Origin of the sequence: Leucobacter chromiireducens subsp. solipictus, assembly GCF_016758195.1 — a bacterium.
GTDB classification, from domain to species: domain Bacteria; phylum Actinomycetota; class Actinomycetes; order Actinomycetales; family Microbacteriaceae; genus Leucobacter; species Leucobacter solipictus.
The window spans coordinates 743,122-767,978 of the sequence record NZ_QYAC01000001.1 but is presented as its reverse complement, the minus strand read 5'-3'; the positions used below and the strand labels follow the sequence as shown (position 1 = coordinate 767,978).

Genomic DNA, 24,857 nt, shown 5'->3' with positions numbered 1-24,857 from the left:
CGCATGTGCGGAATCGTCGGATATGTTGGCCCGAATGATACGGTCGGCGTGCTCATCAATGGACTGCGACGGCTGGAGTACCGTGGGTACGACTCGGCCGGGATTGCGGTGATCGACGACACCGGAGGTGTCGCGGTGCGCAAGCGCTCGGGAAAGCTTGCTCGGCTTGAGGAGCTGCTCGAGGATAGCCCGGTGGCTGCCGCCCACGCGGGGATCGGGCACACGCGCTGGGCGACCCACGGCGGCCCGACCGACGAGAACGCTCACCCACACTTGGGGGACGACGGCAAGCTCGCGGTGATTCACAACGGCATCGTCGAGAACTTTGCCGAGCTGCGCGCTGAGGTGGAGGCCGCGGGTGTCTCGCTCATCGGCGAGACGGACACCGAGGTCGTCGCGGGCCTGCTCGGACTCGAGGTCGCGAAGACTGGGGATCTCGAAACGGCGTTCCGAAACGTGGTCACGCGCCTGCACGGGACCTTTACCCTGCTCGCCACCCACGAGGACGAGCCGGGCAAGATCGTTGCCGCGCGCCACCACTCGCCCCTCGTGGTGGGCCTGGGGGATGGCGAGAACTTCCTCGGTTCCGATGTCGCCGCCTTCGTGTCTTCGACCCGTCGCGCCGTCGCGGTGAACGAGGACAACATTGCGATCATCACCCCGGAGTCCGTGCAGATCACTGACTTCGCGGGGACCCCCGTCGATTACACCGAGTTCGAGGTGGAGTGGGACGCGGAAGCCGCGGACAAGGGCGGCTGGTCCTCCTTCATGGCGAAGGAGATCAACGAGCAGCCCGAGGCGGTCGCCAACACGGTCCGCGGACGCGTGGAGGGCGACCAGGTGGTCATCCCCGAGCTCGAAGCCCTGGGCGATGACGTGCTTCGCGAGGTGGATCGCATCGTGATCATCGCCTGCGGCACGGCCTCCTACGCGGGCCAGGTCGGTGCCTATGCGATCGAGCAGTGGGCGCGTATCCCGGTGGACGTGCAGCTCAGCCACGAGTTCCGCTACCGCGATCCGGTGCTCACCGAACGCACCCTGGTGATCTCGGTGAGCCAGTCCGGCGAGACCATGGACACGCTCATGGCGGTGAAGTACGCGATCGAGCGCGGGGTGAAGACCATCTCGGTCTGCAACACGCAGAGCGCCACGATCCCGCGCGAATCCGATGCCGCGGTGTACACGCACGCGGGCCCCGAGGTGGCGGTCGCCTCCACGAAGGCCTTTATGGCGCAGATGACGGCCCTCTACCTCATCGGTCTGCACCTCGGACGCGTCCGCGGCACGCTTTCCGCCGAGGACTCCGCAGCCGCGGTGCAGCAGTTTGCTGATTTGCCGGAAAAGGTGCGCGAGTCCGTGGAGACGCACGAGGAGATCGCGCAACTCGCGCACTGGATGGCGGACACCCGCTCCGTGCTGTTCCTGGGGCGCCACGTCGGGTACCCGGTGGCGCTGGAGGGCGCGCTGAAGCTCAAGGAGATCGCGTACATTCACGCCGAGGGCTTCGCCGCCGGCGAGCTGAAGCACGGCCCGATCGCCCTCATCGATCACGGCCAGCCGGTATTCGTGCTCGTTCCGAGCCCGCGGACCTCGCCGCTGATGCACGCGAAGGTGGTCTCCAACATTCAGGAGATCCGTGCCCGCGGTGCCCGGGTGATCGCACTCGTGGAGAAGGGGGACACCTCGGTGCTGCCCTACGCGGACGAGGTCATCCGCCTGCCGCTCTCGGACGGTCTGTTCGACCCGTTCCTGCAGGTGGTGCCGCTGCAGTGGTTCGCGCTTGAACTGTCGACCGCGAAGGGCCTGGACGTGGACCAGCCCCGCAACCTGGCGAAGTCCGTCACGGTCGAGTAGCGGGGCGCGGCCGGGAACTCCCCGGCCGCTTTCCCGGCGGGGAACGCACCCCATCACAGGCACAGCAGGGCGGAACGAATGATCATCGGGATCGGCGTCGACACGGTCGATATCGAGCGCTTCGAGCGGCAGCTCGCGCGCGTCCCCGCGCTGCGCCCGCGCCTGTTCACGCCGGGGGAGCGGCCGCTGTCCACGGCCTCGCTGGCTGCGCGCTTTGCCGCGAAAGAGGCGCTCATCAAGGCGCTCGGCGGGTCTGACGGGGTGAGCTGGCAGGACATGGATGTGGTCCGGGGGGCCGATCGGGCGCCCGCCTTCGCGCCCACGCCCGGCCTCGTCGCGGCCCTCGCGGTCCGCGGCGGCGACCGCATTCACCTGTCGATGACGCACGACGCGGGGCTGGCGACCGCGTTTGTAATCGTCGAGCGGAGCGGCGAGGCATACGATCAACACAGCGCGATGGTGGCGGATCAGGCCGCCCCTGAGGAGACGAGGTCGGAATGAGGACAGGCTCGATGCGCGTCGCGGACATCTCGCTCCCGGCGATCCGGCACAATGTGGCACGCGTGCGCGAGCTCACGGGCGGGGCGGTCATCGTCGTGGTGAAGGCCGGCGGGTACGGCCACGGCGCGGCGATCACCGCGCAGGCCGCGCTCGAGGGCGGCGCGACGATTATCGCAACCGCGGATCTGGAGGAGGCGCTCGCGCTCCGGGAGGCCGGAATCACGGGGCCGATCCTCTGCTGGTTGCACGGTGTGCGGGCCGATTTCGGTGAGGCCGCGCTGGCCGATATCGAACTGGGGATCAGCGATCTGCCGCAGCTGGAGCGCGCCGCCGCCGCGGCCCGGCAACACGATCGTCCCGTGACCATCCACCTGAAGGTGGACACCGGCCTGAGCCGCAACGGCGCGTCCGAACGTGACTGGGACGCGCTCTTCGCGCGCACCGCCGAGCTCGCGAACACCGGCACGATCCGGGTCCGCGGCATTTTCAGTCACCTGGCCAACGCCGGGGCGGACGCGGACCGTGCGCAGGCCGCGTGCTTCGATGACGCGATCGCCCGGTTGCGCGCGGCGGGGGTCGAACCCGAGCTGTGTCACCTGGCCGCGAGCGCGGCAACGCTGTCGTCCCCCCACCTGCACTACACCGCGGTGCGCGTCGGTATCGCGGCCTACGGGCTCAGCCCGTTCGCGGATAAGACCTCAGCTCAGCTCGGGCTCATCCCCGCGATGACGCTGCGGTCCGAGATCATCGCGCTCCGTGGGGTACCCGCCGGGACTGGCGTCTCGTACGGCTTTAACCACGTCTGCGAGACCGCGACGACCTTGGCGCTCGTCCCCATGGGGTATGCCGACGGGATGCCGCGCGCGCTCAACGGTTCGGGGGCCTGGGTCACCGTGGCCGGTGAGCCTCGCCCCATCGTGGGCCGGATCGGCATGGACCAGTTCATCATCGACGTGGGGCCCCTCGCCGGGCGCCTCTCGCTGGGCGATCCCGTGGTGCTCTTCGGCGACCCTGAGCGGGGCTACCCGCCGGTCGAGATTTGGTCGGGGCTCATGCGCACGATCAACTATGAGATTGTCGCAAGCATCGGCCCGCGCGTGCTCCGCGTGGCGTCGGAGACGACGCTGCCGTGAGCGCCGATCAGGCTCGGGTGAGCGTGCATCAGATCCCGGATCCCGACGCGATGCACGCGCTCGGCCAGCGGCTCGGGGCCGTGCTCCGTGCGGGGGATCTGGTGTTGCTGACCGGCCCGCTCGGGGCCGGGAAAACGACCCTGACGCGGGGGATCGGGGAGGGGCTCGGCGTGCGCGGACCCGTGCAGAGCCCCACCTTCGTGCTCGCGCGCACGCACCCGTCGCTCGTGGGCGGCGCACCGCTGGTGCACGTTGACGCGTACCGGCTCGCGGGCGCCGACGAACTCGACGATCTCGATCTGGACTTTGACGGGTCTGTCGTGGTTGCCGAGTGGGGTGCCGGCCTCGTGGACACGCGAGAATCCTGGCTTGACGTCGTGATCGACCGGCCGACCGGCGACGATGACGAGGAAGACATGGACTGGTCCGAGGCGCCGGTGGAGGCGCGCACCGTGACGCTGCACTGGAACGGGCCGCGCTGGGCGGAGGAGACGCTGTGACATCGCTTGAGGTTCCCGAACTCGGGACGCACGTCCTGCTCGCCATCGACACGGCGATCGGTACCTCTGTCGCGCTCGGTGCCGACGGCCGGGTCTGGACGGCGGAGAGCCTGGATACGCGCGGGCACGCGGAGGCCATCGGCGGGTTGCTCACGTCGGTGTTCAGCGAGAGCGGCGTCGCGCCGGAGCGGGTGACCGGTGTCGTCGCGGGGATCGGGCCGGGTCCGTTTACCGGCCTCCGGGTCGGGATCGCCGCCGCGCACGCGTTCGCGCTCGGCCGCGGGGTGCCGCTTCTTCCCCTCGAGGGGCACGAAGCCGTCGCGCTGGGCGTCCTGGAACAGGGGGCCGTTGCTGGCGTGCGCGTGGTGCAGGACGCGCGCCGGCGGGAGCTGTTCGTCACGGAGTACTCGGGGCTGGGCTGGGCGGGGATCCCGGAACCGCTGAGCGGGCCGGTGCTGGTTCCGCGCGCAGACTATGCGCCGGTCACGAACGAGGTGTGGCCGGAGCTGATTCCCGGTGCCGAACTGGTGCGTTTGGCTGCACGCCGGCTCGCCGTGGGGGCGCCGTTTGCGGAGGATCGCGCGCAGTACCTGCGCGCACCCGACGTGGTCCAGCCGGGTGCCCCGAAGCGGGTCAGCACGTGAGCGAGTCAGCCGGGACGCCCGTGGTCACGCGAATTCGGCCCGCGACCGCCGCCGATCTCGACGCGCTGTGGCAGATCGAATCGACGGTGTTTGCGGACTCAGCCTGGAGTCGCGCGTCGCTCGCAGAGGAACTCGCCGCCGACCATCGCCGGTACCTTGTCCTCGAAACGGTGCCGGACTCGGGGTCTGCGCCTGTGATCTGGGGGTACGGCGGCGTGCTGGTGGTCGGAAGCGAGGGAGACGTGCAGACCATCGCGCTGCTCGCGGAAGCGCGAGGCGCCGGCAATGGGCGTCGGCTGATGGAGGCACTCATGGCGCGGGCTCGGGAGCTCGGGGCGCGAGAGCTGTTCCTCGAGGTCCGCGCGGACAACCCGGTGGCGCACGCGCTCTACCGTTCCCTGGGCTTCGCGGAGATCGGCGTGCGTCCGCGCTACTACCAGCCGGAGGGCATCGACGCGATCGTCATGCGAGCAGAACTGAAGGAGGCACGATGAGCGCGAGCGCGCCGTCACGGGAACCCCTGGTGCTGGGGATCGAAACCAGCTGCGACGAGACCGGAGTCGGCATCGTTCGGGGCCGCACCCTACTGGCGAACGCAATCGCCTCCTCAATGGACGAGCACGCGCGATTCGGGGGCGTGGTCCCGGAGGTCGCTGCGCGCGCGCACCTCGAAACGATGACTCCGACGATCCAGCAGGCCCTCACCGAAGCCGGGGTGCGCCTCGACGAACTCGACGCGATCGCGGTCACCAGCGGCCCGGGTCTCGCGGGCGCGCTGATGGTCGGGGTCGCCGCGGCAAAGGCGCTCGCGGTCTCGCTCGGGAAGCCGCTGTATGCCGTGAATCACCTCGTCGGGCACGTCGGCGCGGATCTGTTGCAGGGGGACGGCTTGCGGCCGGCGGTCGGGCCCGTCGGCGAGTTCGAACTGCCGACCGTGGCCTTGCTGGTGTCGGGCGGGCACACCTCGCTCCTGTTGGTGCGGGATCTCGTGACCGACGTGGAGCTCCTCGGCGAGACCATCGACGATGCGGCGGGCGAAGCGTTTGACAAGGTGGCGCGCCTGCTCGGCCTTCCGTATCCGGGTGGGCCGCAGATCGATCGAGTTGCTGCGGCTGGCGACCCCCACGCGATCCGGTTCCCTCGCGGGCTGTCCCGCCCCAAGGATCTCGAACGGCACCGCTACGACTTCTCGTTCTCGGGACTCAAGACCTCCGTGGCGCGGTGGGTCGAGAAGCACGAAGCGACCGGCGCCCCGGTGCCCGTCGCGGACGTGGCGGCAAGCTTCCGGGAGGCCGTTGCGGACGTCTTGCTCACCAAGGCTTTGGCGGCCTGCGCGGACCTGGGCGTGCCGCGGCTCCTGCTCGGCGGGGGTGTCGTCGCGAACGCGCGGATCCGTGCGCTCGCGGAGGAGCGGGCACGGGCGGCCGGCGTGACCCTGCGGGTGCCGCCGCTGTCGCTGTGCACCGACAACGGTGCCATGATCGCCTCGCTTGGCGCACAGCTGGTGACCGCGGGGCGCGCGCCGTCGAGCCTGGACTTTGGCGCTGATTCGACCCTGCCGGTGCAACAGGTACAGGTGGCGTAGCGCCGTTCGCGCGGGAGAACTGACCGAATTTTGCGCGGTACCGCACGGGAAATCTACGGAAATCCGGAATTTCTCGTACCGGGAATGCAGAAGATTCCGTAGGCTCGATGCAGACGGGGCTCTCAGAGCCTCCGTATGACCGATCGACATCAAGGAGCATCATGTCTGAGAACCTGCCGGGCAACGACCCGAACCCGAGTCCCGTCCCGCCCCAGAACTCCGTGCCTCCGCAGGCGCCGGTCCCGCCGCAGGCCCCCGCTGCCTCGTACCCCACCGCGTCACAGTCCGGTTACGGCGTGGCGCCGGTGCAGCCGAAGGGCATGGCGATCACCGGCATGATCCTCGGCATCGTGGGTCTGGTGGCCTCGGTGGTGCTGTTCTTCATTCCCGTGTTTGGCCCGCTGCTGGGTGTGGTCGGTGTGATCCTCAGCATCGTGGCGCTCGTGAAGAAGCAGTCCAAGGGAATGGCGATCACGGGCATCATCACGGGCGCCCTCGCAATCGTGGTCGGCGTGATCATCTGGATCGGGCTGCTCGTCGCGGCCAGCCAGATCGCGAACAACCCCGAGTTCCAGCAGGAGCTTGAGCAGCTGCAGCAGCAGCTCGAGGAGGAGTCCTCGACGACGAACTAGCGTGACGTTTCCGGGAGCTGCTCCCGGGGAAATCGGGCCCGCGGGCACTCAGCACGGCATATCGCGCTGAGTGCCTTCGGGCCCGAACACGTGAAAAGGGGCGCATCGGAGCTCCCCGTCTCGGCCCGCCCCGTAGGCTCGGTGCCGGTGGAGACCCGGGCGGCCTCGGGGGCTGCTCGCCGATCCGCAGGGAAGGAGCCACGTGTCTGAGTACCAGCCGTACGCCGCGATGCCGCCGCACGCCAGTCCCGCGCTGGGGTCCGCCCCGCCATTCGGGCCCGCCATGCCCCCGTTCGTCCCCAAGGGGCTCGCGATCACCGGTATGGTCACGGGGATCGTGGGGCTCGGGATGTTCTGGGTGCCGTTTTGGGGGCCGATCGTGTCTCTCGTCGGCCTCATTTTCGGGATCGTCGCGAAGGCGAAACAGCAGCCGCGTGGCCTGAGCCTCACCGGAATCATCACGGGCTCGATGGGCATTGTGGTCGGTGTGGCGCTCTGGACGTGGTTGTTGATCTGGGCCGCCCACACGCTGCAGCAGGCCGTGAATGATCCGGCGGTCCAACAGCAGTTCCAAGAGCTGCTCGAGCGCGAGGCCGCGCAGTTCCCGTAGGGGAGGAGGTGCGGGCCTAGCTCGGGAGCCCCCGCTGGGTCACGCGCTCGGCAAGCAGCGCCACGTGCGCACCCGCGGCACGGGTAAGAAACAGCGTGGCACGCTTGGAACCGCGGAGCTTGAGCCGGGTGCGCAGGGCAGCCGGGTCGACATCCACGCCGCGCTTCTTGATCTCGAGTGACCCGATTCCGCGCGTCGCGAGCGCCTTCCGGAGTTCCTTCTCGCGCACCGGAAGTTCCTCGAGGATTCTGAACGGTTGCGCGAATGCGGTCGGGATGTGCCGATCGGCGGTGAGGTAGGCGATGCCGTCGCTGAGCATGCCCGCACCGATCTGGTGCGCAAGCTTTCCGATGAGGCGTGCGCGGATGACCGCGCCGTCGGGCTCGTAGAGGTATTCCCCGCGCGTGCGAACCTCCGCATCGGGGCTGTCCGCGCTCGCGCTGAGTTCGGCTGCGGTGCCGTCGCGGAGCAGGAGCGCCGATCGTTTCACCCCGGGGCGGGCGAGCGCGCCGAACCAGAGTCCGGTTTCGACGACCTGGCCGTCGACGGAGACCCACTGCGCCTCCGCGGCGTCAGGAATGAGCTCGCGATCGAGGCCGGGGCCCAGCTTCACCCCGGTCGGGAGGGCGTCCGCGAGGGCAAAGGCGAAGTCGAGCGAGGGGGAGTAGTCGCTCGGTGAGGCGACACGGCGGGTGTCGGAGTGCCCGGCCGTGCGGCGGGCGGGATCGAGGAACACGCCATCGGCGTCGCCGGGACCGAGCGTTTCGGCATCGCCAAGCCGCACCTCGGGGTGCGGCTTGCGGTGGTGTGCGGCGGCCACCCCCAGGTTGTGCGCGGCGATGCGCGCGGTCAACGGGTCGAGCTCCACCGCGAGCGGCGCGATTCCGGCGCCGAGCAGTGCGATCGACTCCGCACCCACCCCGCACCCGAGATCTGCCACGCGCGTGCATCCGGCGTCACGGAAGCGGGCGGCGTGCCGTGCGGCGACGCCGGCGCGGGTGGCCTGCTCGAGGCCGGCCGGGGTGAACAGGAGCGACATGGCAAGGTCGCCGAACTTGGCGCGTGCCTTCAGCCGGAGCATCGCCTGCGTGAGCACCGCGGCGGTCTGCTCAGGGGTCAGTCCGCTGCGGCGCAGCTCAGCGTTGAGGCGGGCCGGATCGGCCCCCGCCGCAAGCTCTCCGGCCGTGCGGCTCAGCGCGTCGAGGCCGGCGTTCTCAAAGAAAAAGTCCCATCCGGGAGGCGCGTCGGTGGCCACCGGTCTACATGGTGGGCGCGGCCGCTGCGACGACCCCGACCCAAATAAAGAACATGATGAGCAGTCCCCAAAACGCCACCTGAATGTAGCCGAGGATGAGGGCCGCGATGGCAAGCCCGCGTCCGCCCTCTCTCGTGTGTCGGATCTGGTTCAGGCTGAGGTGCCCGAGCACCACCGGGACCACGAAGGGGGCGATGAAGGCTGAGATGAGCGCCAGAATGGCGAGCGTGTTGGTCGGCACCGCCGGACGCCCGGCGTAGACCGGCGGAGCGCTCGGGTACCCGGGGGTCGGCTGTCCCTGCCACGAGGGCGCCCCCGGTGCTCCCGGCGCCGGATACACCGGGGCCGCGTAGACCGGCGGCGCGTAGCGCGGCGCATCCGGGGTCTCGGGGTTCTGGGGGTCCTGGGGGGACGACGCGTCGCCCGGAGGAGGCTGCTGGCTCACGAGACCCGGCTTAATAGGTGTAGCTCGGAATTGAATCGGCTGCGAGGCCGACCATCATCACGATGAATCCGATGTAGAGCACCATGAACACGACGAGGAAGGCGAACCATGCGTAGCTGATGATCAGGCCCGTGAGCGCGATGCCGCGCCCCGCGTCGCCCGTGCGCTTGATCTGGCTGAGTCCCATGTGGCCAAAGACGATGCCCGCGATCGGGGAAATGAAGGCGAGGATGATCGCGAGAAAGGCGAAGGTGTTCGTCTGCCCCATGGTGGTGCCCTGAAGGGTGGTGCTGCGCGCCGGCGCGGGGGCGGCCTGGTAGGGCGCGCCGTAGGGTGCGTGGGCATAGGCGGGGGCGGGCTGCGCGGCCGCGGGCTGGGCCGACGTGGGCTGTGCGGCCGATGGCTGTGCGGCTGATGGTAGCTGGACGGTCGGCTGCGTCGCGCCGGCGGCGGTCGGAGTCTGATCCGCGGCGCTGCCCTCGAATGGTGCCTGCGGGGTGGCGCCGGCCTGGGGGTCCTGTGGCATCGACATGATTTCTCCTTGGGGCACCGGTCAGTTCAGGGGAAGCAGCCCCGTGCGGCCCCGTCCTCGGTTACGACCAGTCTACCGGCGGGGTCTGACAGCGAGCGGATTCCGGGGTGAAGTTCCTGGTGTGTTCTCAGCGGCGCGTTCGCTTTCCGCGATCCCGCGAACTGGCACTCCCCTTGCATGAGTGCCAACTCGCGTCCTAGACTCAGGGGTAGACGCGCTCGCAACGGGTGGGCGCGAGAAGTCTCGTCAACCTGGAAAGAGGTCAACTGTGTCGGTTGCCATCAAGCCGCTCGAGGATCGTATCGTTATCAAGCAGGTCGAGGCCGAGCAGACCACTGCATCCGGTCTCGTGATCCCGGATAGCGCCAAAGAAAAGCCGCAGGAGGGCGAAGTCGTGGCAGTGGGCCCCGGCCGCGTCTCCGACAACGGCACCCGCATCCCGCTCGACGTTGCCGTGGGTGACGTGGTCATCTACTCGAAGTTCGGTGGCACCGAGGTCAAGGTCAGCGGCGATGACTACCTCGTCCTCTCGGCTCGCGACATCCTCGCGGTCGTGACGCGCTAACTCGCACCACGTGTACACGGGCACCCTGACCTTCGGGTCAGGGTGCCCGTTGCGTTTTCGCGGTGTGAGAGGGGCGGTCGGCACCCCGCCCGCGCGGGAGTAGACTGAATCGGTGAACCAAACGCGCGCCGGACTCGGATACGGATTCTCCGCCTATCTGCTCTGGGGCGCGTTCCCGTTCTATTTTGGCCTGATCGCGATGGTGAACCCCCTTGAGGTCGTGCCGTGGCGGGTGGGTGCCACCCTCGTGTTCTGCGCCATCCTCGCGACGGTGACACGGCGCTGGCGGAGCATCGCGCGGATCCTGCGGACCCCGCGGCTGCTGGGGTGGTTCGCACTCTCGGCGCTGCTGCTGTACGCAAACTGGCAGATCTTTGTCATCGGCGTGATGAGTGGGCACGTGATCGAAACCTCGCTCGGCTACTTCATCAACCCGCTCTTTACGATCCTCATCGGGGTCGCGGTCCGCGGCGAGAAGCTGAGCCGGATGCAGTGGATCGCGGTCGCCATCGCCACCGTGGGTGTCGTGATCGCCGCGATTGCCTACGGCAGCTTCCCCTGGATCGCGCTCGGGCTCGCGGTGTCGTTCGGGCTCTACGGGGCCGTGCACAAGCACGCCGGCGAAGCCGTCGACGGCCTTACCGGGTTGACGGTGGAAACGCTCACCACGGCCCCGATCGCCGCGGTCCAGATCCTGTGGGTGGCCAGCACCGCCGGGCTCGCCGCGTACTCCTACGGCACGGGCGTCCTGGTGCTCGTGCTCTTCAGCGGGGTCATGACGGGCATCCCCCTGATCCTGTTCGGTGAGGCCGCCCGCCGCCTCCCGCTCTCCTACCTCGGGTTCCTGCAGTTCCTGACCCCGATCCTCGGATTCCTGTACGGCTACTTCGTGATGCACGAAGTGGTCTCCGCGGGCCGCTGGATCGGGTTTATCGCGGTGTGGATCGCCCTTGTGATCCTGATCACCGACATGGTGATCCAGCTGCGGCGTTCGCCCGGAGCGCAGCTCAATACCGGCCCGATTCCCTTAGACTGAACGTGGTGCGGTGGCCTCACCCCGGGCTCTGCCGTACCCACCAGTCTCCAACCACAACACAGATGAGGTTCCATGGAACAGCGTGATCCCTTCGCCTTCACCGGTCTGACCTACGACGATGTGTTGCTCCTGCCTGGGCATACCGACGTCATCCCCAGCGAGGCAGACACCACGACCCAGCTCACCCGGCGTATCTCGTTGCACATCCCGCTCGTTTCCGCGGCGATGGACACCGTGACGGAGACCCGCATGGCTGTGGCGATGGCCCGCAACGGCGGGCTCGGGATCCTGCACCGCAACCTGTCGATCCAGGATCAGGCCGAAATGGTCGACCGGGTCAAGCGCAGCGAGGCGGGCATGATCACGAACCCCGTCACCACGACCGTCGACGCGACGGTCGCCGAGGTGGACGCGATCTGCGGCGAGTACCGCGTTTCCGGTCTGCCCGTGGTCGACTCGAACGACGTGCTGCTCGGCATCATCACGAACCGCGACATGCGCTTCATCGACCCCAAGGATCGCGCGAACGTGCGGGTCTCCGAGGCGATGACCCGGATGCCGCTCATTACGGGCCCCGCGGGCATCGCTCGCGAGGAGGCCGCAGCGATCTTCCGGAAGCACAAGATCGAGAAGCTGCCCCTGGTCGACGGCGAGGGGCGCCTCACGGGCCTCATCACCGTCAAGGACTTCGACAAGGAAGAGCAGTACCCGTTCTCCACGAAGGACGAGGCCGGGCGGCTGCGTGTCGGCGCCGCGGTGGGCTTCTTCGGCGACGCCTGGAAGCGCGCCGGGCAGCTGGTTGACGCGGGCGTGGACGTGCTCGTGGTGGACACCGCAAACGGCGACAGCCGCGGGGTGCTCGACATCATCGCGAAGATCAAGGCCGACCCGGCGTTCGCCGCGGTCGACGTCATCGGCGGCAATGTCGCGACCTACGCAGGCGCGAAGGCCATCGTTGAGGCCGGTGCCGACGCCGTCAAGGTCGGCGTGGGGCCCGGGTCGATCTGCACCACCCGCGTGATCGCCGGTGTCGGCGTCCCCCAGGTCACCGCCGTGTACGAGGCCGCGAAGGCGGCGACCCCGGCGGGGATCCCCGTGATCGCCGACGGTGGGCTGCAGTACTCCGGCGACATCGCGAAGGCGCTCGTGGCGGGTGCCTCGTCGGTCATGATGGGCTCGCTGCTGGCTGGCACGGACGAGAGCCCGGGCGACCTGGTGTTCGTCGGCGGCAAGCAGTACAAGAACTACCGCGGCATGGGTTCGCTCGGCGCGCTGCAGACGCGCGGTGAGCGCACCTCGTACTCCAAGGACCGCTACTTCCAGGCCGACGTGCCGAGCGATGAGAAGCTGATCCCCGAGGGCATCGAGGGGCAGGTCCCGTACCGCGGCCCGGTGGGAGCCGTGACGCACCAGATGATCGGTGGCCTGCGCCAGTCGATGTTCTACGTGGGCTCGCGCAGCATTCCCGAGCTGAAGGAGCGCGGCAACTTCGTGCGCATCACGGCGGCCGGGCTCAAGGAGTCCCACCCGCACGATGTGCAGATGGTCGTCGAAGCGCCGAACTACAAGCGCTAGACGCCTCCCCGCGCTCTGCGGGCCGTGCCGAACGGGCACTTTCGTACCGAAATTTTTGCGTTTCGCTGCGAAAGTGCCCGTTCGTGTACGTGGGGGAGGCCCGGTGGGGCGCTGCGCGGCAGACTGCCGGGACCTCCCCAGCTCGCGGCCCGATAGACTGGTCGGGTGAGCAACGAGATCGAGATCGGCCGCGGCAAGCGGGCGCGACGCGTGTACACCTTTGACGAGATCGGTGTGGTCCCCACCCGCCGTACCCGGGACCCGGAGCTCGTGTCGACCGCCTGGTCGATCGACGCCTTCCACTTCGATATCCCGGTGCTGGGCGCGCCCATGGACTCGGTGATGTCGCCCGAGTCGGCGATCGCCCTCGGAAAGCTCGGCGGCCTGGGCGTCCTCAACCTCGAGGGCCTCTGGACCCGACACGAGAACCCCGAGCCGCTGCTCGCGGAACTCGCCACGATCACCGATGACGTGGCGGCCGTGCAGCGCATGCGCGAACTCTACGCCGCGCCGATCCTGCCCGAGCTGATCCGGGACCGCCTGGGGCAGATCCGGGATGCGGGGGTCACCGTTGCGGGTGCCCTGTCGCCGCACCGCACGGCGGAGCTCACCGACACGGTGGTCAAGGCCGGCGTTGACCTGTTCGTGATTCGCGGCAACACGGTCTCCGCCGAGCACGTCTCCCGTGAGGGACGCGAGCCGCTCAACCTCAAGCAGTTCATCTACGAGCTCGATGTGCCCGTGATCGTCGGCGGCGCGGCGACGTACCAGTCGGCGCTGCACCTGATGCGCACGGGCGCCGCCGGCGTGCTCGTCGGCTTCGGTGGCGGGGCCTCCTCGACCACCCGGGTGACGCTCGGGATCCGCGCACCGATGGCCTCCGCCATCGCCGACGTCGCCGGGGCCCGCTCGGACTACCTCGACGAGTCGGGCGGGCGCTACGTCCACGTCATCGCTGACGGCGGGCTCGGGACCTCGGGCGACATGATCAAGGCCGTCGCCTGCGGCGCGGACGCGGTCATGCTGGGTGGTGCGCTTGCCAAGGCGTCCGACGCCCCCGGCCACGGCTGGCACTGGGGTCAGGAAGCCCACCACGAGGATCTGCCGCGTGGGCACCGCGTGCCGGTGAAGACCGTCGCCCCGCTCACGGAGATCCTGAACGGCCCGGCGAACGTTGCCGATGGCAGCGCAAACCTGGTGGGCGCACTGCGCCGCGCGATGGCCACGACCGGCTACTCGGAACTCAAGGAGTTCCAGCGCGTCGGCCTCGTCTACGCCGAACGCTAGGCGGCACGGCGGCGCGCATCGCCCGCCACCGCTCCCACCGCTTCCTCCCACCGCCGAACTGAGAATCGAGAACGCACCCGGTGTCGACACCGCAGAAGCCTGAATACCTCGGGGAGCCGACCCTCGGGCAGGTGATGCGGCGTCCGCTCTGGGTGCTCGCGCTCCTGCTCGCCCTCGCCGTCGCAGGCGGCTTCGCCTGGCTCGGCCAGTGGCAGATGGGCATCGCCGTGCGTTCGGCCGATGAGACCGTCATCGACACGGAAACCTCTCGCCCGCTCGCGGAGGTCACGGACCTGGCGAAGGGGGTCACCGAGGACGCCGCGGGCGTGGTGGTGCACCTGAGCGGCTCGGTGGTGCCCGACGACTTCCAGATCGTCGCGCCGCGGACCAACGACGGCGAGACCGGTGCCTGGGTGGTGGGCCACCTGGTCACCGACGCCCCCGGACGCGCGCACCTCGCCGTAGCACTCGGCTGGGCACCGGATGTGGCCGCCGCCCAGCGCGCGATCACGGCGTTGAATCAGCCGGAGGCGGCCGCCCGCCTGAGCGCAACACTCGATCTCGAGGGCCGCTACATGCCCCCTGAAGGCCCGCAGGTGCCGAAGCCGGGTGACGATCCGCAGGCGATGCAGACCATGATCCCCGCGCACTTCGCGAATGTGTGGCGCGGCGTGGACGCCCCCGTGTATTCGGGGTACCTCGTTGCGCACCCGGAAGGGGCGGTGTTCGACACGCTCGCCGAGGTCGCCCTCGACCCGATCGACTCGGTGGCGCCGCTGCCGCCCGAGCAGGTGAACTGGCTCAATGTGTTCTACGCGATCGAGTGGGTCGTGTTCGCGGGCTTCGCCGTATTCTTCTGGTTCCGGCTCACGCGCGACGCGTGGGAGAAGGAACACGAACTCATGCTTCAGGAGGCGGCGGGGGAGGATCCCGCCGCCGCCACGGGGTCGCGCCCCAGCGCCGAATAGATAGGACACCATGAAACTCCAGCCGAAGCCCGCCGACTACCCGCGCATCCGCAAGGCGCTGAGCTTCTACAAGGTCACCTCCGTCATCACGGGCATCATGCTGTTGCTGCTGTGTGCGGTGATGGTCATGAAGTACGCCTTCGGCGTGCAGCTGTTCCTCTTCACCCCGAACGCCGTGGCCGAGTTCGTGCCGCTCGCGCCGGAGGGCGTGGATAGCGACTTCGTGCCGCAGGGCTTCGACCTGTTCAAGGCCATCCTGATCGCGCACGGCTGGTTCTACGTGGTCTACCTCGTGTCCGACTTCATGGTGTGGAGCCCGATGCGCTGGAACTTTGGTCGCTTCCTGCTGATCGCCCTGGGCGGCGTGATCCCGCTGATGTCGTTCTTCCTGGAGGGGCGGATCGTGCGCGAGGTGACCAGCTTCCTGAACGACAAGGAATCCGCCGCCGCGCAGGCGTAGCCGCCGCTCCGGCCGCCCCGCCCACTGCCTCCGCGGGCTGAGCCGCCTCCGCGGCCCGAGCCGCCCGCGCGGGGCGGTAGAATTGGTTGCACTTCCCTTCCGACTTCGAAAGGTCACCCCACTCGAACATGGCGACACAGGCAGAACAGATGGACACGGGGCACCGCCCCGTCATCGTGGTGGACTTCGGCGCGCAGTATGCGCAGCTGATCGCACGCCGCGTGCGCGAGGCCGGGGTCTACTCCGAGCTCGTCCCGCACACGATCACGGCGGCTGAGGTCACGGCCCGCAACCCGCTCGGTATCGTCCTCTCCGGCGGCCCCTCCTCGGTGTACGCCGACGGTGCGCCCCAGTTTGATGACGCAATCTTTGACCTCGGCATCCCCGTGCTCGGGATTTGCTACGGCTTCCAGGTGATGGCCCGCGCCCTCGGCGGCGAGGTCGGCAACACGGGCGATCGTGAGTACGGCGCGACCGAGGCCACCGTGATCGGCGACGGCGGCGCGATCCTGGGCGGCCAGCCCGAGACGCAGAACGTGTGGATGAGCCACGGCGACGCCGTGCAGCAGGCACCCGCGGGCTTCGACGTGCTCGCCCGCACCGCGGTCACCCCGGTTGCCGCCTTCGGCTCGCCGGAGCGCAAGCTCTACGGCGTGCAGTGGCACCCCGAGGTGAAGCACTCGGATCACGGCCAGGCGATCCTCGAGAACTTCCTGCACCACGTCGCGGAGATTCCCGCGGACTGGAACGCGGGCAACGTGATCACCGAGCAGGTCGCGCGCATCCGCGAGCAGGTCGGCAATGCCCGCGTCATCTCGGCGCTCTCGGGCGGCGTGGATTCCGCCGTCTCGACCGCGCTCGTGCACGAGGCGATCGGCGATCAGCTGACCGCGGTGTTCGTGGACCACGGGCTGCTCCGTAAGGGCGAGCGTGAGCAGGTGGAGCGCGACTACGTCGCCTCGACCGGCGTGCGGCTCATCACCGTGGACGCTGCGGACACCTTCCTGGGACACCTCGCCGGAGTCACCGATCCCGAGGAGAAGCGCAAGATCATCGGCCGCGAGTTCATCCGCGCGTTCGAGCAGGTGCAGCGTGACCTCGTCGCCGAGGCGGCGGCCGAGGGCGAGTCCGTGAAGTTCCTCGTGCAGGGCACCCTGTACCCGGACGTTGTGGAATCGGGTGGCGGATCCGGCACCGCCAACATCAAGTCGCACCACAACGTGGGCGGCCTGCCCGACGATCTCGACTTCGCCTTGATCGAGCCGCTGCGCGCGCTCTTCAAGGACGAGGTCCGGGCGATCGGTCGCGAGCTCGGCATTCCCGAGGAGATCGTCGGCCGCCAGCCGTTCCCCGGCCCCGGCCTCGGCATCCGTATCGTGGGTGAGGTGACGCGCGAGCGCCTCGAGATCCTGCGCGAAGCCGACGCGATCGCCCGCGCCGAGCTCACCGCCGCGGGCCTGGACCAGCAGATCTGGCAGTGCCCGGTCGTGCTGCTCGCCGACGTGCGCTCCGTGGGCGTGCAGGGCGATGGCCGCACCTACGGTCACCCGATCGTGCTGCGCCCGGTGTCCTCCGAGGACGCGATGACCGCCGACTGGACGCACGTCCCGTACGACGTGCTGGCGCGCATCTCGAACAAGATCACGAACCAGGTCCCCGAGGTGAACCGCGTGGTGCTCGACGTCACGTCGAAGCCGCCGGGGACCATCGAGTGGGAGTAATCCCGCGCTGACGCCTCGGGCGTCGCACACGACAGCGGCGCGAGCGCGGCGACGAGCTTCGCGACGTCCTGCTCGTTCGAGTACGCGTGGAAGGACAACCGGAGCCGCTCGCCGCGCGGGGACGTCCCGATGCGGGATTCGGCGAGACGGGCCGCGACCGCGTCCGGGTTGGCACTGACGATCGCGACCTCCGGTCCGCGGTGCGCGGGGTCGGCAGGGAAATCGAGGGTGTGTCCCTGCGCGTTCAGCTCGGCGGCCAGCTGATCCCGCAGCCCTTCGATGTGCCCCCAGCTCTCGCGGAGGTCAATGCGTGCGAGCGTCTCATACCCCGCAACCCCGGCATACGCGGAGGGGATCGGGTGGGTGCCCATCTCGAATCGGCGGGCATTCTGCGGGTAGTCCACGCCGGCCGGGTCGAAGGCGAAGGGGTTCACTCGTCCGAACCAACCCGTCAGCCCGGCCGGACGCTCCACATTCACGCAGTCCTTCACATACAGGGATGCGATCCCGGGCAGCCCCAGGAGGTACTTCAGGTTGCCGGTGACGAGAAAGTCGCAGTCGAGTGCGGTCGCGGAGAACGGCACCACGCCGGCGCCCTGGTACGCGTCGACGAACACGAGCGCCCCAACGGAGTGTGCGTGCGCGATGACCCGCTCGATCTCCGGGCGGGTGCCGTTGATGTAACTGACCAGAGGAATTGAGACGAGCTTGGTGCGCTCATCGATCAACGGGATCCAAGATTCCGCGTGGAGGGCCGCCTCGATCCCCGGGACGTTCACGACCTCGATCGGATCGTGCTGTGCGCGCCACACGTTCCCGACAGAGGGGAACTCGAGGTCAGACGTGACCAGGCGGGTGCGTGTCCCGCTCCAGTCCAGCGAGGAGACGACCTGGAAGGCGCCCTCCGACGCGCAGGAGAGCACCGCGACCGTGTCGCTCGCGACTTCGAGGACCTGAGCTGACCGAGTGCGGTACTCCTCGACCTTGCCGACCCACACATCCCAGGGAGCCTGGGCGTCGATCAGGCTTGCGGTCATGCGCTGCATGGTGTGGGCGAGGTGATCAGAGAGCGCCCCCTGGCTGCACGAGGCGAAATGAGGTGCGTCATCGAGTGCCGGAAACAGGCCGCGGAACTGCGCGGGGGTGAGCGGTGGAACGGTGGTGTGCATGAGGTGTCCTTAGTGTGTGACGTGCGGGCTCGGAGAAGCTGTGGTGGGGGCGGGTGCGCCGGGTGCCTGCGCGGGGTCGACGTTGGGGGCGTCCCCGGCGAGGCCGTGGTCGGCCGTGACAATGACGGCTCGGGACTGCTCGGTTTCGAGCGCGCCGTTGTGACCCTCGAAGCGGCGCCCCCAGCCGGTGGCCACGGCGACGCCGATCACGACGGTGAGGACCAGAGGATAGAACGCTCCGGTGAAGATCGACATCGGGTCGAGCGCCGGCGCAGGACCCTGATCCGCGGTGAGCAGGCTCGCGATAAACAGGAACGAGCTCACCACGGGAACGACGCTCCCGAGCCCGAGCGCGAAGCAATCCATGACGTTGGCGCGACGGTAGGGATGAAGCCCCACCTGTGCACCGATTCGGTCCGCGATTGGGCCGAACACCAGCATCGACGGGCCGTTGACTCCGGCAAACAGGGTGGTCGTGGCCAGGATCCCCGCCCCGATCGCCACCTCCGCGCGTCGCGGGGTGGTGACCCAACCGCTCGAGACGACGGCGCCGACCAGCCGGTCGAGCACCCCCGCGCTTTCGAGGACCCCGAGCATGGCGAAGATCCCCACGTTCAGTCCGATGATGGGGAGGATGTTGGTGACACCGCCGACAAGAAAACCGGTGATGGCATCGTTCTCGACCCCGATGATCCCCGCGGGGGTCAGGACGCCGCTGATGAGCCCCACGATGATGCCGGAGATCAGCCCGGCCGTCACCGCTTTGAAGATGTTGCGGGTCATGATGGCGGTCGCGAGCAGCGCGACGACCGCCAAGAGCATCCACAGTCCCTGCGCCGAAAAGTCGGACGGGGAGGCACCGGCGGTCGCGGAACTGCCGGGCGAGACCGCGGTCCCGATCCCGAGGAAGAGCGCGAACGCGATCACTGCGGCGGTGAGTGAGTAGCGGAGGCGACTGCCGACGACGCCCGGAACCTCCGCGGTGCCTGGCCGCGTCCGGTAGCGCTGCGTGGTGGATGAGATCACCGTTGAATCCGAGATGGGGGCGAGGTTATCCCCGAAGAGCGCGCCCGAGAGGATGGCACCGGCGAGGAGTACCGGGTCGGCACCGAGCACGAAGCCTGCGGGATAGAAGATCGGGAACGCCGTGAACATGGTGCCGAGTGAGGACGCGGTCGCCATCGCGATCGCACAGACCGCGGCGAAGGTGATCGCAATGAACAGGCCACCGTGCACCCCGAGCGAGAGGGAGAGCCAGATGAACCCCTCGGAGATGCCGGTCGACTTGATGAGGGAGGAGGTCAGGCCGATCGAGAACAGGAGCAGGATGAGTGTGATCGAGGTCGGGGAGGAGACGCCTCGCACGGCGGCCGCCCAGAACGAATCGTAGCCCCGCGCGAACGGCGCGGCGATGAAGAGCCCGATCAAGGCGGCGGTGGTGAGGGCGTTCATATCGAACGCACGGAACACGACGAAGAAAAGGATGGTGGAGACGACGAAGACGATCGGAGCGATGAACGCACCGAAGAGGCCGATTCGGAATGTGAGGGGCGTGGCAGCCCGGTCTTGACTCATAGCTCACCTTTGATCTGAGTGCGGTTGACCCCGAGTTCGGTCGGGAAGCGTCACGGGAGGACGCGACACCGAGTTTACTCAAACTAAAGTGAAATTCAACACCAATAAATTCTGGGTGGCCGCATCGGCCGCCGTTTCCCCTCCGCACCGAGCCAGGGGGGGGCGCCACGGCCCCGGGGGCCGGGGCCGAACGCGGAGGCTGCCCGACCGGCGGGCAGCTGCCCTCGGCGCTAGTAGCTCGGGGGTGTCACCGAGATCGTGAAGGTCACGACCTGATCGGTGCGGTTCACGAAGCGGTGCGGGTGCGCCGACGCGAAGTAGGCGCTGTCGCCCGCGGCGAGTTCGACGATGGACTCATCTACTTCGAGCGTGAGCGTGCCCTGTGACACCAGGACGCACTCCTCGCTGGGCGGGTGCGACCACAGCGTATCGCTGGACGCGGCACCCGGCTCCAACTGCCCGGCGAGCACCTCCAGGCGCCCGCTCCCGGGTGAGACCCGGGAGTACGAGAGGCCCCCGTGCGGTGAGCGGATGATCATCCGTTCGGCCTCGCGCACCACGCGGACCGGTTGTTCGGTCTGATCAGAGAAGAAATCAAAGAGGGGGGTGCGTAACGCACGCGAGATCCGCCGGAGCGCTTCCAGACTGGGATCATTGTTGCCGCGTTCGATCTGGCTCACCTGCGCGGGGGAGAGCTCCGCGGCGCTCGCGAGTTGCTGCGCGGTCAGGCCGAGCTCCTGTCGCCGATTCCTGATCCGTTCGCCAAGCACCCCAGTATTCTGACACACGCGGGGTGCCCGGGGCTCGGGGGCGATCGCGGTGTGGCCGCGCTACCGCCCCGCGCGTGCGTCGATCTGCGCGATCCGGCGCTGCACCAACTGCGCGAGGAGCTCGTCGTCGAGGTCCTGTCCCGGGCCCAGATGGATTGAGCCCTTCGTGCTGCCGAGGCCCGCGGCGGCCACCGCGTCCGCGAGCTCCGCAAGGTTGCCGTGCGGGTACACGCCGATGTAATGCCGCGTCTGCATCGCCGAGAAGAGGCCCTTGCCGCGGTACAACAGCGAGGGCATCCCGTAGGACAGCCCCTCGGTGGCATCGGGGGCGAGCGCTCGGACACGCGCGTACAGCTGCGCGATCCGTGTCCGATCCGGATCAGGGAGCGTCGTGAGGTAGCTCGTGACCTCGGCCCCGGGTGCTGCGCTGCTACTCATGGAGTGAGTATCGCACGAGGCGGGCCCGAGCACCACGGGATGTTCAGCGCCGTTCGAGGAGTCGCAGCAGGCGCGGCTCGTTCTCCTCGATGTGCTCGATCACCGCGCGCTGGGCCGCGAGTGGGCTGCGCGCGAGCACCGCGTCACGAATCCGAGCATGATCCAGCAGCACGTCGGCGGGAGACGTCGCGGTTTCGACTTCGAGCCGTTGGATCAGGCGGATGGCATAGGCCATCTCGACCGCGATCTGCGCGAAGAACGCGTTCAGGCGTTGACTCCCGATCAGGGCGATCACGGAGGCGTGGAATCGCAGATCGGCGAGCGCGTGCCCGACGGAGTCCTGCCCGGCCGTCGCCGCGCGGGCGAGATCCTCGTACGCCGCATCGACGGCGCGCAGGAGCTCCGGGGCGGCCGAGGCACACGCCATCGCGCCCTGGCCCTCGAGCGTGCGGCGCACGCGGTAGAGATCGCGGATGTCCTGCGCCTGAAACTCGCGCACCGCGGCCCCGCGATGCTGCTCGTGGGTCACGAGACCGTCGCGGGCCAGGAGCTGTAGCGCTTCGCGGGCCGTGCGGCGCGAACACGCGAACTCCTCCGCCAGGGCGACCTCGCGCAGCGGGGTCCCTGGGGCGCGCGTGAGCGAGAGGATCTGGTCGCGGAGCGTGGCCGCGACGGCGGTCGGCGAGTTCATGCGCTCGCCCCCTCCGCGACGCCCCAGGCGTGACACAGGTCGTCGAAGGTCTGCTCGGAACCCGTGGACCGGAGCTCGGCGTAGTCCGCACGATCCCCGTCCGCCGATCCCGCGGTGTCGTGCCCCAGCCGAACGTGCCACACCGTGATATTCAGCGCGAGCCGGGCGAGCACGAGCGGCTGGAACACCGCGCGCTCGGCGGGAGTGAACGGCAGGATCGACTCCCAGCCGGCGGCCAGCGCCGCGACGGCCGCGGCGGGGTCGGCGGCGTGCCGCGCGAGGTAGGCCGCGGCGATGCTCGGCTCCGCGACGCGCCAGCCCACGAGCATGTCGTCGAAGTCAAGGATTGCCGCGACGCGGCCCGCAGAATCGGCGAGAACGTTCGAGTCGTGCAGGTCCTGATGCACCAGCGCGCGGGGGAGCCGTGCCGCCTGCGGCGCGACCTCGCGGGCGAGGAGCGCCCGGGCGGCCGCTGCGATACGGCGCACCCGGGGGCTGGTGACGTCGGGAAGGTGGGCCTGGATGACCGCATCCATCGTCTCGGCCGCCCAGGTGTGGGTGATGGCGCGTGGCGGCGGGGGCGCCGCGGCCAGGGTCTGCTGCATGCGCGCCGCCTCCGCCCCGAGCGCGAAGCCGAAAGCGGTCGTGTTGAGGTCGGGGCCGGACATCCCGGCCCGGAGCGCGCCGTAGGGCGTCGCCGGGATCCAGCGCGTGACGGTCACGGCGACCCGCTCCTCCGATCCGCCCGGCTCGCTGTCGCGTCGGGCCTCGGAGCCGAGCAGGGTGCCGTCCTGCGCCGGAACGGTGGCGGGAACCGGGGCACCCGCGTCGGCGAGGCGCTGGGCGATTTCGGCCCGCCAGCGCTGCACGGCCGTCTCGTCCGAGTCGGAGGCCTGGATCTTGACCGCCAGCTCCGCCGGCGCCCCGCCGGGCAGGATCCCGTGGGCGTGGAAGGTGCTGGCGAGTTCGCTGCCGAGCGGCTGCAACGGGGCGGTGGTGGCGATCCCGTGGGTGCGGAGCAGGAGCGCAGCGGCTTCGCTCGGGTCCAGAGACAGGGTGCGCGGGCGCATGACACCTCCGATAGCTGAGGGGACGCCGCTACAGTGCTGAGCAATCCCGGGACATTTCTCACAATCTAGCCTATATTGGTGACCAATCTGAGAAATTCTCGGAAGTGTGAGGAGTGCACGGCATGACATCGCAGGCAGCCCGAGTCACCGGTTCCGATCCGGCCGCGTCACGCTCGGTCATGGTCAACGGCTACGACGCCGCGGCCGGCACCGAACTCGCCGCGTCGGATCGGGAGCTGATCCGACGTCGCGAGCGCGTCCTGGGCCGCCCGTACCGTCTCTTCTACCGAGAACCGCTGCACCCGGTGCGGGCGCACGGGGCACACCTGTTCGACGCCGACGGCAACGACTTCCTTGACGCGTATAACAACGTGCCCGTCGTGGGGCACAGCAATCCGCGGGTGCAGGAGGCGGTCACCGCGCAGCTGGGCACCCTGAACACGCACACCCGCTACCTCACCGACGGCGTGATCGAGTACGCGGAACGACTCACCGCGCTGTTCCCCGCGCCGCTGACGCAGGCAATCTTCGCGTGCACCGGCAGCGAGGCCGTAGACCTGGCGCTCCGGATCGCCCGTCACGCGACGGGCGGCGAGGGCATCATCATCACCCGCAATGCCTATCACGGCACCACGGCCGCCGCCGCCGCGATCTCGCCGAGCCTGGGGCCGGGGAACCCGATCCCGGACACCGTGGCGCTCCTCGACGCCCCGGACTCGGTGCACGGGCCCGGGGGTGCCGCAGCCGAGGACGTGTGGCTCGCGCAAGTGCGCGCGGCGATCGCGAGCTTCGCGGCGCGCGGGATCCCGTGTGCCGGGATGATCGTCGACTCGGTGCTCTCGAGTGACGGCCTGCGGCTCGAACCCCGCGGGTTCCTCGGCCGGGCCGCCGAACTCGTTCGGGCCGCCGGGGGACTGTACATCGCCGACGAAGTGCAGCCCGGCTTCGGGCGCACCGGGGCATGGTGGGGGTTCGCGCGCCACCGGCTCGTGCCGGATCTCGTGGTGCTCGGGAAACCGATGGGCAACGGGATGCCGATCTCCGCGGTCATCGGATCTCCCGGGCTGTTTGATCGCTTCGGCGCGGAGGTGCGCTACTTCAACACCTTCGGCGGAAACCCGGTGAGCGTCGCCGCGGCGGGGGCCGTGCTCGATGAGCTCGAGGACCGCTCACTGCTCGCCCACGCCGCACGGCTGGGAACGCTGCTCGCGGATGGCCTGCGCGCGGCGAGCGCCGGGGACGAGCGCGTTGCAGAGGTCCGCGGGGCGGGGCTGTTCCTGGGCGTGGAAATGGTGGACGGCGAGGGAAGGCCGGATCCGGCAGCGGCGCTCGGGATCGTGAACGAGCTCCGAGCACGCCGGATCCTGGTTAGCGCGTCAGGGACGGGGGAGAACGTGCTGAAGATCCGGCCGCCCCTGGTGTTCACCGAGGCCGACGCGGAGCGTTTCCTGGACGGCTTCGCCGCGGCCCTGCGCGCAACCCGGTAGTTTCGGGGCCGGGCCGGTTCACGCGGCGATCCGGCCCCGCCAGGCCGACGAAAGCCACGGAGATTCTGCGGCCACGGGCGCATAACGCGAAAAATCTCCTCGAAATCCGTGAATCTCCGGCGCGTTCGTGAGGGCGCTGGCGGGGGAGTGCGCGCCGCGCGGTGCGCGCGGTGTGGGGCGCGCGGTGCGCGTGGTGTGGGGCGCGCGGTGCGCGTGGTGTGGGGCGCGCGTTGCGCCTGGGGTGGGGGGCTCGCTGCGCCTGGTATGGGGCGCGAAGTGCGTGGCGGGCGGGGTGAACGGTGCCCGAACACGCCAGTGGGGGCCCGGCCGTAGCCGAGCCCCCACCGAGGAGTG

25 protein-coding genes and 1 pseudogene are annotated in these 24,857 nt (G+C 69.3%); 17 read left to right on the top strand and 9 right to left on the bottom strand.

Annotation, left to right across the window (positions count from 1 at the left end):
• Positions 1-3: 3 nt before the first annotated feature.
• From glmS to D3230_RS03525, 9 genes are all read left to right on the top strand, one after another.
• Entirely contained in the window at positions 4-1,854 is a 1,851-nt protein-coding gene (glmS, locus tag D3230_RS03565; RefSeq protein WP_202343594.1) for a glutamine--fructose-6-phosphate transaminase (isomerizing), read from the top strand.
• 78 nt (positions 1,855-1,932) lie between these two features.
• Positions 1,933-2,355 (top strand): holo-ACP synthase, encoded by a 423-nt coding sequence (locus tag D3230_RS03560; protein ID WP_202343593.1) that lies wholly within the window; start codon positions 1,933-1,935, stop codon positions 2,353-2,355.
• A complete protein-coding gene (alr, locus tag D3230_RS03555) occupies positions 2,352-3,488 on the top strand; it encodes an alanine racemase (RefSeq protein WP_237466674.1) in 1,137 nt (378 codons plus the stop codon). Before D3230_RS03560 ends, alr begins: the two co-directional genes overlap by 4 nt.
• 50 nt (positions 3,489-3,538) lie before the next feature.
• The gene (tsaE, locus tag D3230_RS03550; RefSeq protein ID WP_237466907.1) at positions 3,539-3,988 is read left to right on the top strand and encodes a tRNA (adenosine(37)-N6)-threonylcarbamoyltransferase complex ATPase subunit type 1 TsaE; all 450 of its coding nucleotides are present in this window, start codon (positions 3,539-3,541) and stop codon (positions 3,986-3,988) included.
• Entirely contained in the window at positions 3,985-4,632 is a 648-nt protein-coding gene (tsaB, locus tag D3230_RS03545; protein WP_337249065.1) for a tRNA (adenosine(37)-N6)-threonylcarbamoyltransferase complex dimerization subunit type 1 TsaB, read from the top strand. Before tsaE ends, tsaB begins: the two co-directional genes overlap by 4 nt.
• On the top strand, positions 4,629-5,126 hold the full coding sequence (gene rimI / locus D3230_RS03540) for a ribosomal protein S18-alanine N-acetyltransferase (RefSeq protein WP_202343591.1): 498 nt from the start codon (positions 4,629-4,631) through the stop codon (positions 5,124-5,126). Before tsaB ends, rimI begins: the two co-directional genes overlap by 4 nt.
• The gene (tsaD, locus tag D3230_RS03535; protein WP_202343590.1) at positions 5,123-6,217 is read left to right on the top strand and encodes a tRNA (adenosine(37)-N6)-threonylcarbamoyltransferase complex transferase subunit TsaD; all 1,095 of its coding nucleotides are present in this window, start codon (positions 5,123-5,125) and stop codon (positions 6,215-6,217) included. Before rimI ends, tsaD begins: the two co-directional genes overlap by 4 nt.
• Positions 6,218-6,378: 161 nt before the next feature.
• Entirely contained in the window at positions 6,379-6,849 is a 471-nt protein-coding gene (locus D3230_RS03530; RefSeq protein ID WP_202343589.1) for a DUF4190 domain-containing protein, read from the top strand.
• Positions 6,850-7,051: 202 nt separating this feature from the next.
• Positions 7,052-7,459, top strand: coding sequence for a DUF4190 domain-containing protein (locus D3230_RS03525; protein ID WP_202343588.1), 408 nt, complete (start codon positions 7,052-7,054; stop codon positions 7,457-7,459).
• Between the two features lie 16 nt (positions 7,460-7,475).
• On the opposite strand, the gene D3230_RS03520 is transcribed toward D3230_RS03525, so the two are convergent.
• The 3 genes from D3230_RS03520 to D3230_RS16170 are packed head-to-tail and all read right to left on the bottom strand — an operon-like array spanning position 7,476 to position 9,691.
• Positions 7,476-8,714, bottom strand: a complete 1,239-nt coding sequence (locus D3230_RS03520) for a THUMP-like domain-containing protein (protein WP_337249064.1) — start codon at positions 8,712-8,714, stop codon at positions 7,476-7,478.
• A gap of 4 nt (positions 8,715-8,718) precedes the next feature.
• Positions 8,719-9,159: a DUF4190 domain-containing protein gene (locus tag D3230_RS16310; protein WP_202343587.1), complete on the bottom strand. Its 441-nt coding sequence runs from the start codon at positions 9,157-9,159 to the stop codon at positions 8,719-8,721.
• Between the two features lie 10 nt (positions 9,160-9,169).
• The gene (locus D3230_RS16170) at positions 9,170-9,691 is read right to left on the bottom strand and encodes a DUF4190 domain-containing protein (RefSeq protein WP_272928971.1); all 522 of its coding nucleotides are present in this window, start codon (positions 9,689-9,691) and stop codon (positions 9,170-9,172) included.
• A 268-nt stretch (positions 9,692-9,959) separates the two neighbouring features.
• Between D3230_RS16170 and groES the strand changes: the two genes are divergently transcribed.
• The 7 genes from groES (at position 9,960) to guaA (ending at position 17,303) form a co-directional block, all read left to right on the top strand.
• Complete coding sequence (gene groES, locus D3230_RS03505; protein WP_025133745.1) at positions 9,960-10,256, top strand: co-chaperone GroES; 297 nt, start codon at positions 9,960-9,962, stop codon at positions 10,254-10,256.
• Between the two features lie 112 nt (positions 10,257-10,368).
• Positions 10,369-11,292, top strand: a complete 924-nt coding sequence (gene rarD, locus D3230_RS03500; RefSeq protein WP_202343586.1) for an EamA family transporter RarD — start codon at positions 10,369-10,371, stop codon at positions 11,290-11,292.
• 72 nt (positions 11,293-11,364) lie between these two features.
• Entirely contained in the window at positions 11,365-12,867 is a 1,503-nt protein-coding gene (guaB, locus tag D3230_RS03495; protein ID WP_202343585.1) for an IMP dehydrogenase, read from the top strand.
• Positions 12,868-13,032: 165 nt separating this feature from the next.
• The gene (locus D3230_RS03490) at positions 13,033-14,154 is read left to right on the top strand and encodes a GuaB3 family IMP dehydrogenase-related protein (RefSeq protein ID WP_202343584.1); all 1,122 of its coding nucleotides are present in this window, start codon (positions 13,033-13,035) and stop codon (positions 14,152-14,154) included.
• 80 nt (positions 14,155-14,234) lie between these two features.
• Positions 14,235-15,122: an SURF1 family cytochrome oxidase biogenesis protein gene (locus D3230_RS03485; RefSeq protein ID WP_337249063.1), complete on the top strand. Its 888-nt coding sequence runs from the start codon at positions 14,235-14,237 to the stop codon at positions 15,120-15,122.
• A 10-nt stretch (positions 15,123-15,132) separates the two neighbouring features.
• Positions 15,133-15,582, top strand: coding sequence for a DUF3817 domain-containing protein (locus D3230_RS03480; RefSeq protein ID WP_202343583.1), 450 nt, complete (start codon positions 15,133-15,135; stop codon positions 15,580-15,582).
• 128 nt (positions 15,583-15,710) lie between these two features.
• Complete coding sequence (gene guaA, locus D3230_RS03475; protein WP_237466673.1) at positions 15,711-17,303, top strand: glutamine-hydrolyzing GMP synthase; 1,593 nt, start codon at positions 15,711-15,713, stop codon at positions 17,301-17,303.
• A gap of 74 nt (positions 17,304-17,377) precedes the next feature.
• Here the strand turns inward: guaA and D3230_RS15805 are convergent.
• From D3230_RS15805 to D3230_RS03450, 6 genes and pseudogenes are all read right to left on the bottom strand, one after another.
• A pseudogene (locus D3230_RS15805) lies at positions 17,378-18,340 on the bottom strand (aminotransferase class V-fold PLP-dependent enzyme); the annotation flags it as partial.
• Positions 18,341-18,481: 141 nt separating this feature from the next.
• Positions 18,482-20,047 carry a Na+/H+ antiporter NhaC family protein gene (locus tag D3230_RS03470; RefSeq protein WP_202343582.1) on the bottom strand — a complete coding sequence of 522 codons (1,566 nt, stop codon included), beginning with the start codon at positions 20,045-20,047 and terminating at the stop codon, positions 18,482-18,484.
• 230 nt (positions 20,048-20,277) lie between these two features.
• Positions 20,278-20,817 (bottom strand): helix-turn-helix domain-containing protein, encoded by a 540-nt coding sequence (locus tag D3230_RS16305; RefSeq protein ID WP_202343581.1) that lies wholly within the window; start codon positions 20,815-20,817, stop codon positions 20,278-20,280.
• Positions 20,818-20,877: 60 nt separating this feature from the next.
• Positions 20,878-21,255, bottom strand: coding sequence for an iron chaperone (locus D3230_RS03460; RefSeq protein WP_202343580.1), 378 nt, complete (start codon positions 21,253-21,255; stop codon positions 20,878-20,880).
• Between the two features lie 43 nt (positions 21,256-21,298).
• On the bottom strand, positions 21,299-21,946 hold the full coding sequence (locus D3230_RS03455) for a GntR family transcriptional regulator (RefSeq protein ID WP_202343579.1): 648 nt from the start codon (positions 21,944-21,946) through the stop codon (positions 21,299-21,301).
• Positions 21,943-23,016 (bottom strand): phosphotransferase enzyme family protein, encoded by a 1,074-nt coding sequence (locus D3230_RS03450; RefSeq protein WP_202343578.1) that lies wholly within the window; start codon positions 23,014-23,016, stop codon positions 21,943-21,945. Before D3230_RS03450 ends, D3230_RS03455 begins: the two co-directional genes overlap by 4 nt.
• A 122-nt stretch (positions 23,017-23,138) precedes the next feature.
• Between D3230_RS03450 and D3230_RS03445 the strand changes: the two genes are divergently transcribed.
• Positions 23,139-24,503 (top strand): aspartate aminotransferase family protein, encoded by a 1,365-nt coding sequence (locus tag D3230_RS03445; RefSeq protein ID WP_237466671.1) that lies wholly within the window; start codon positions 23,139-23,141, stop codon positions 24,501-24,503.
• Positions 24,504-24,857: the final 354 nt, after the last annotated feature.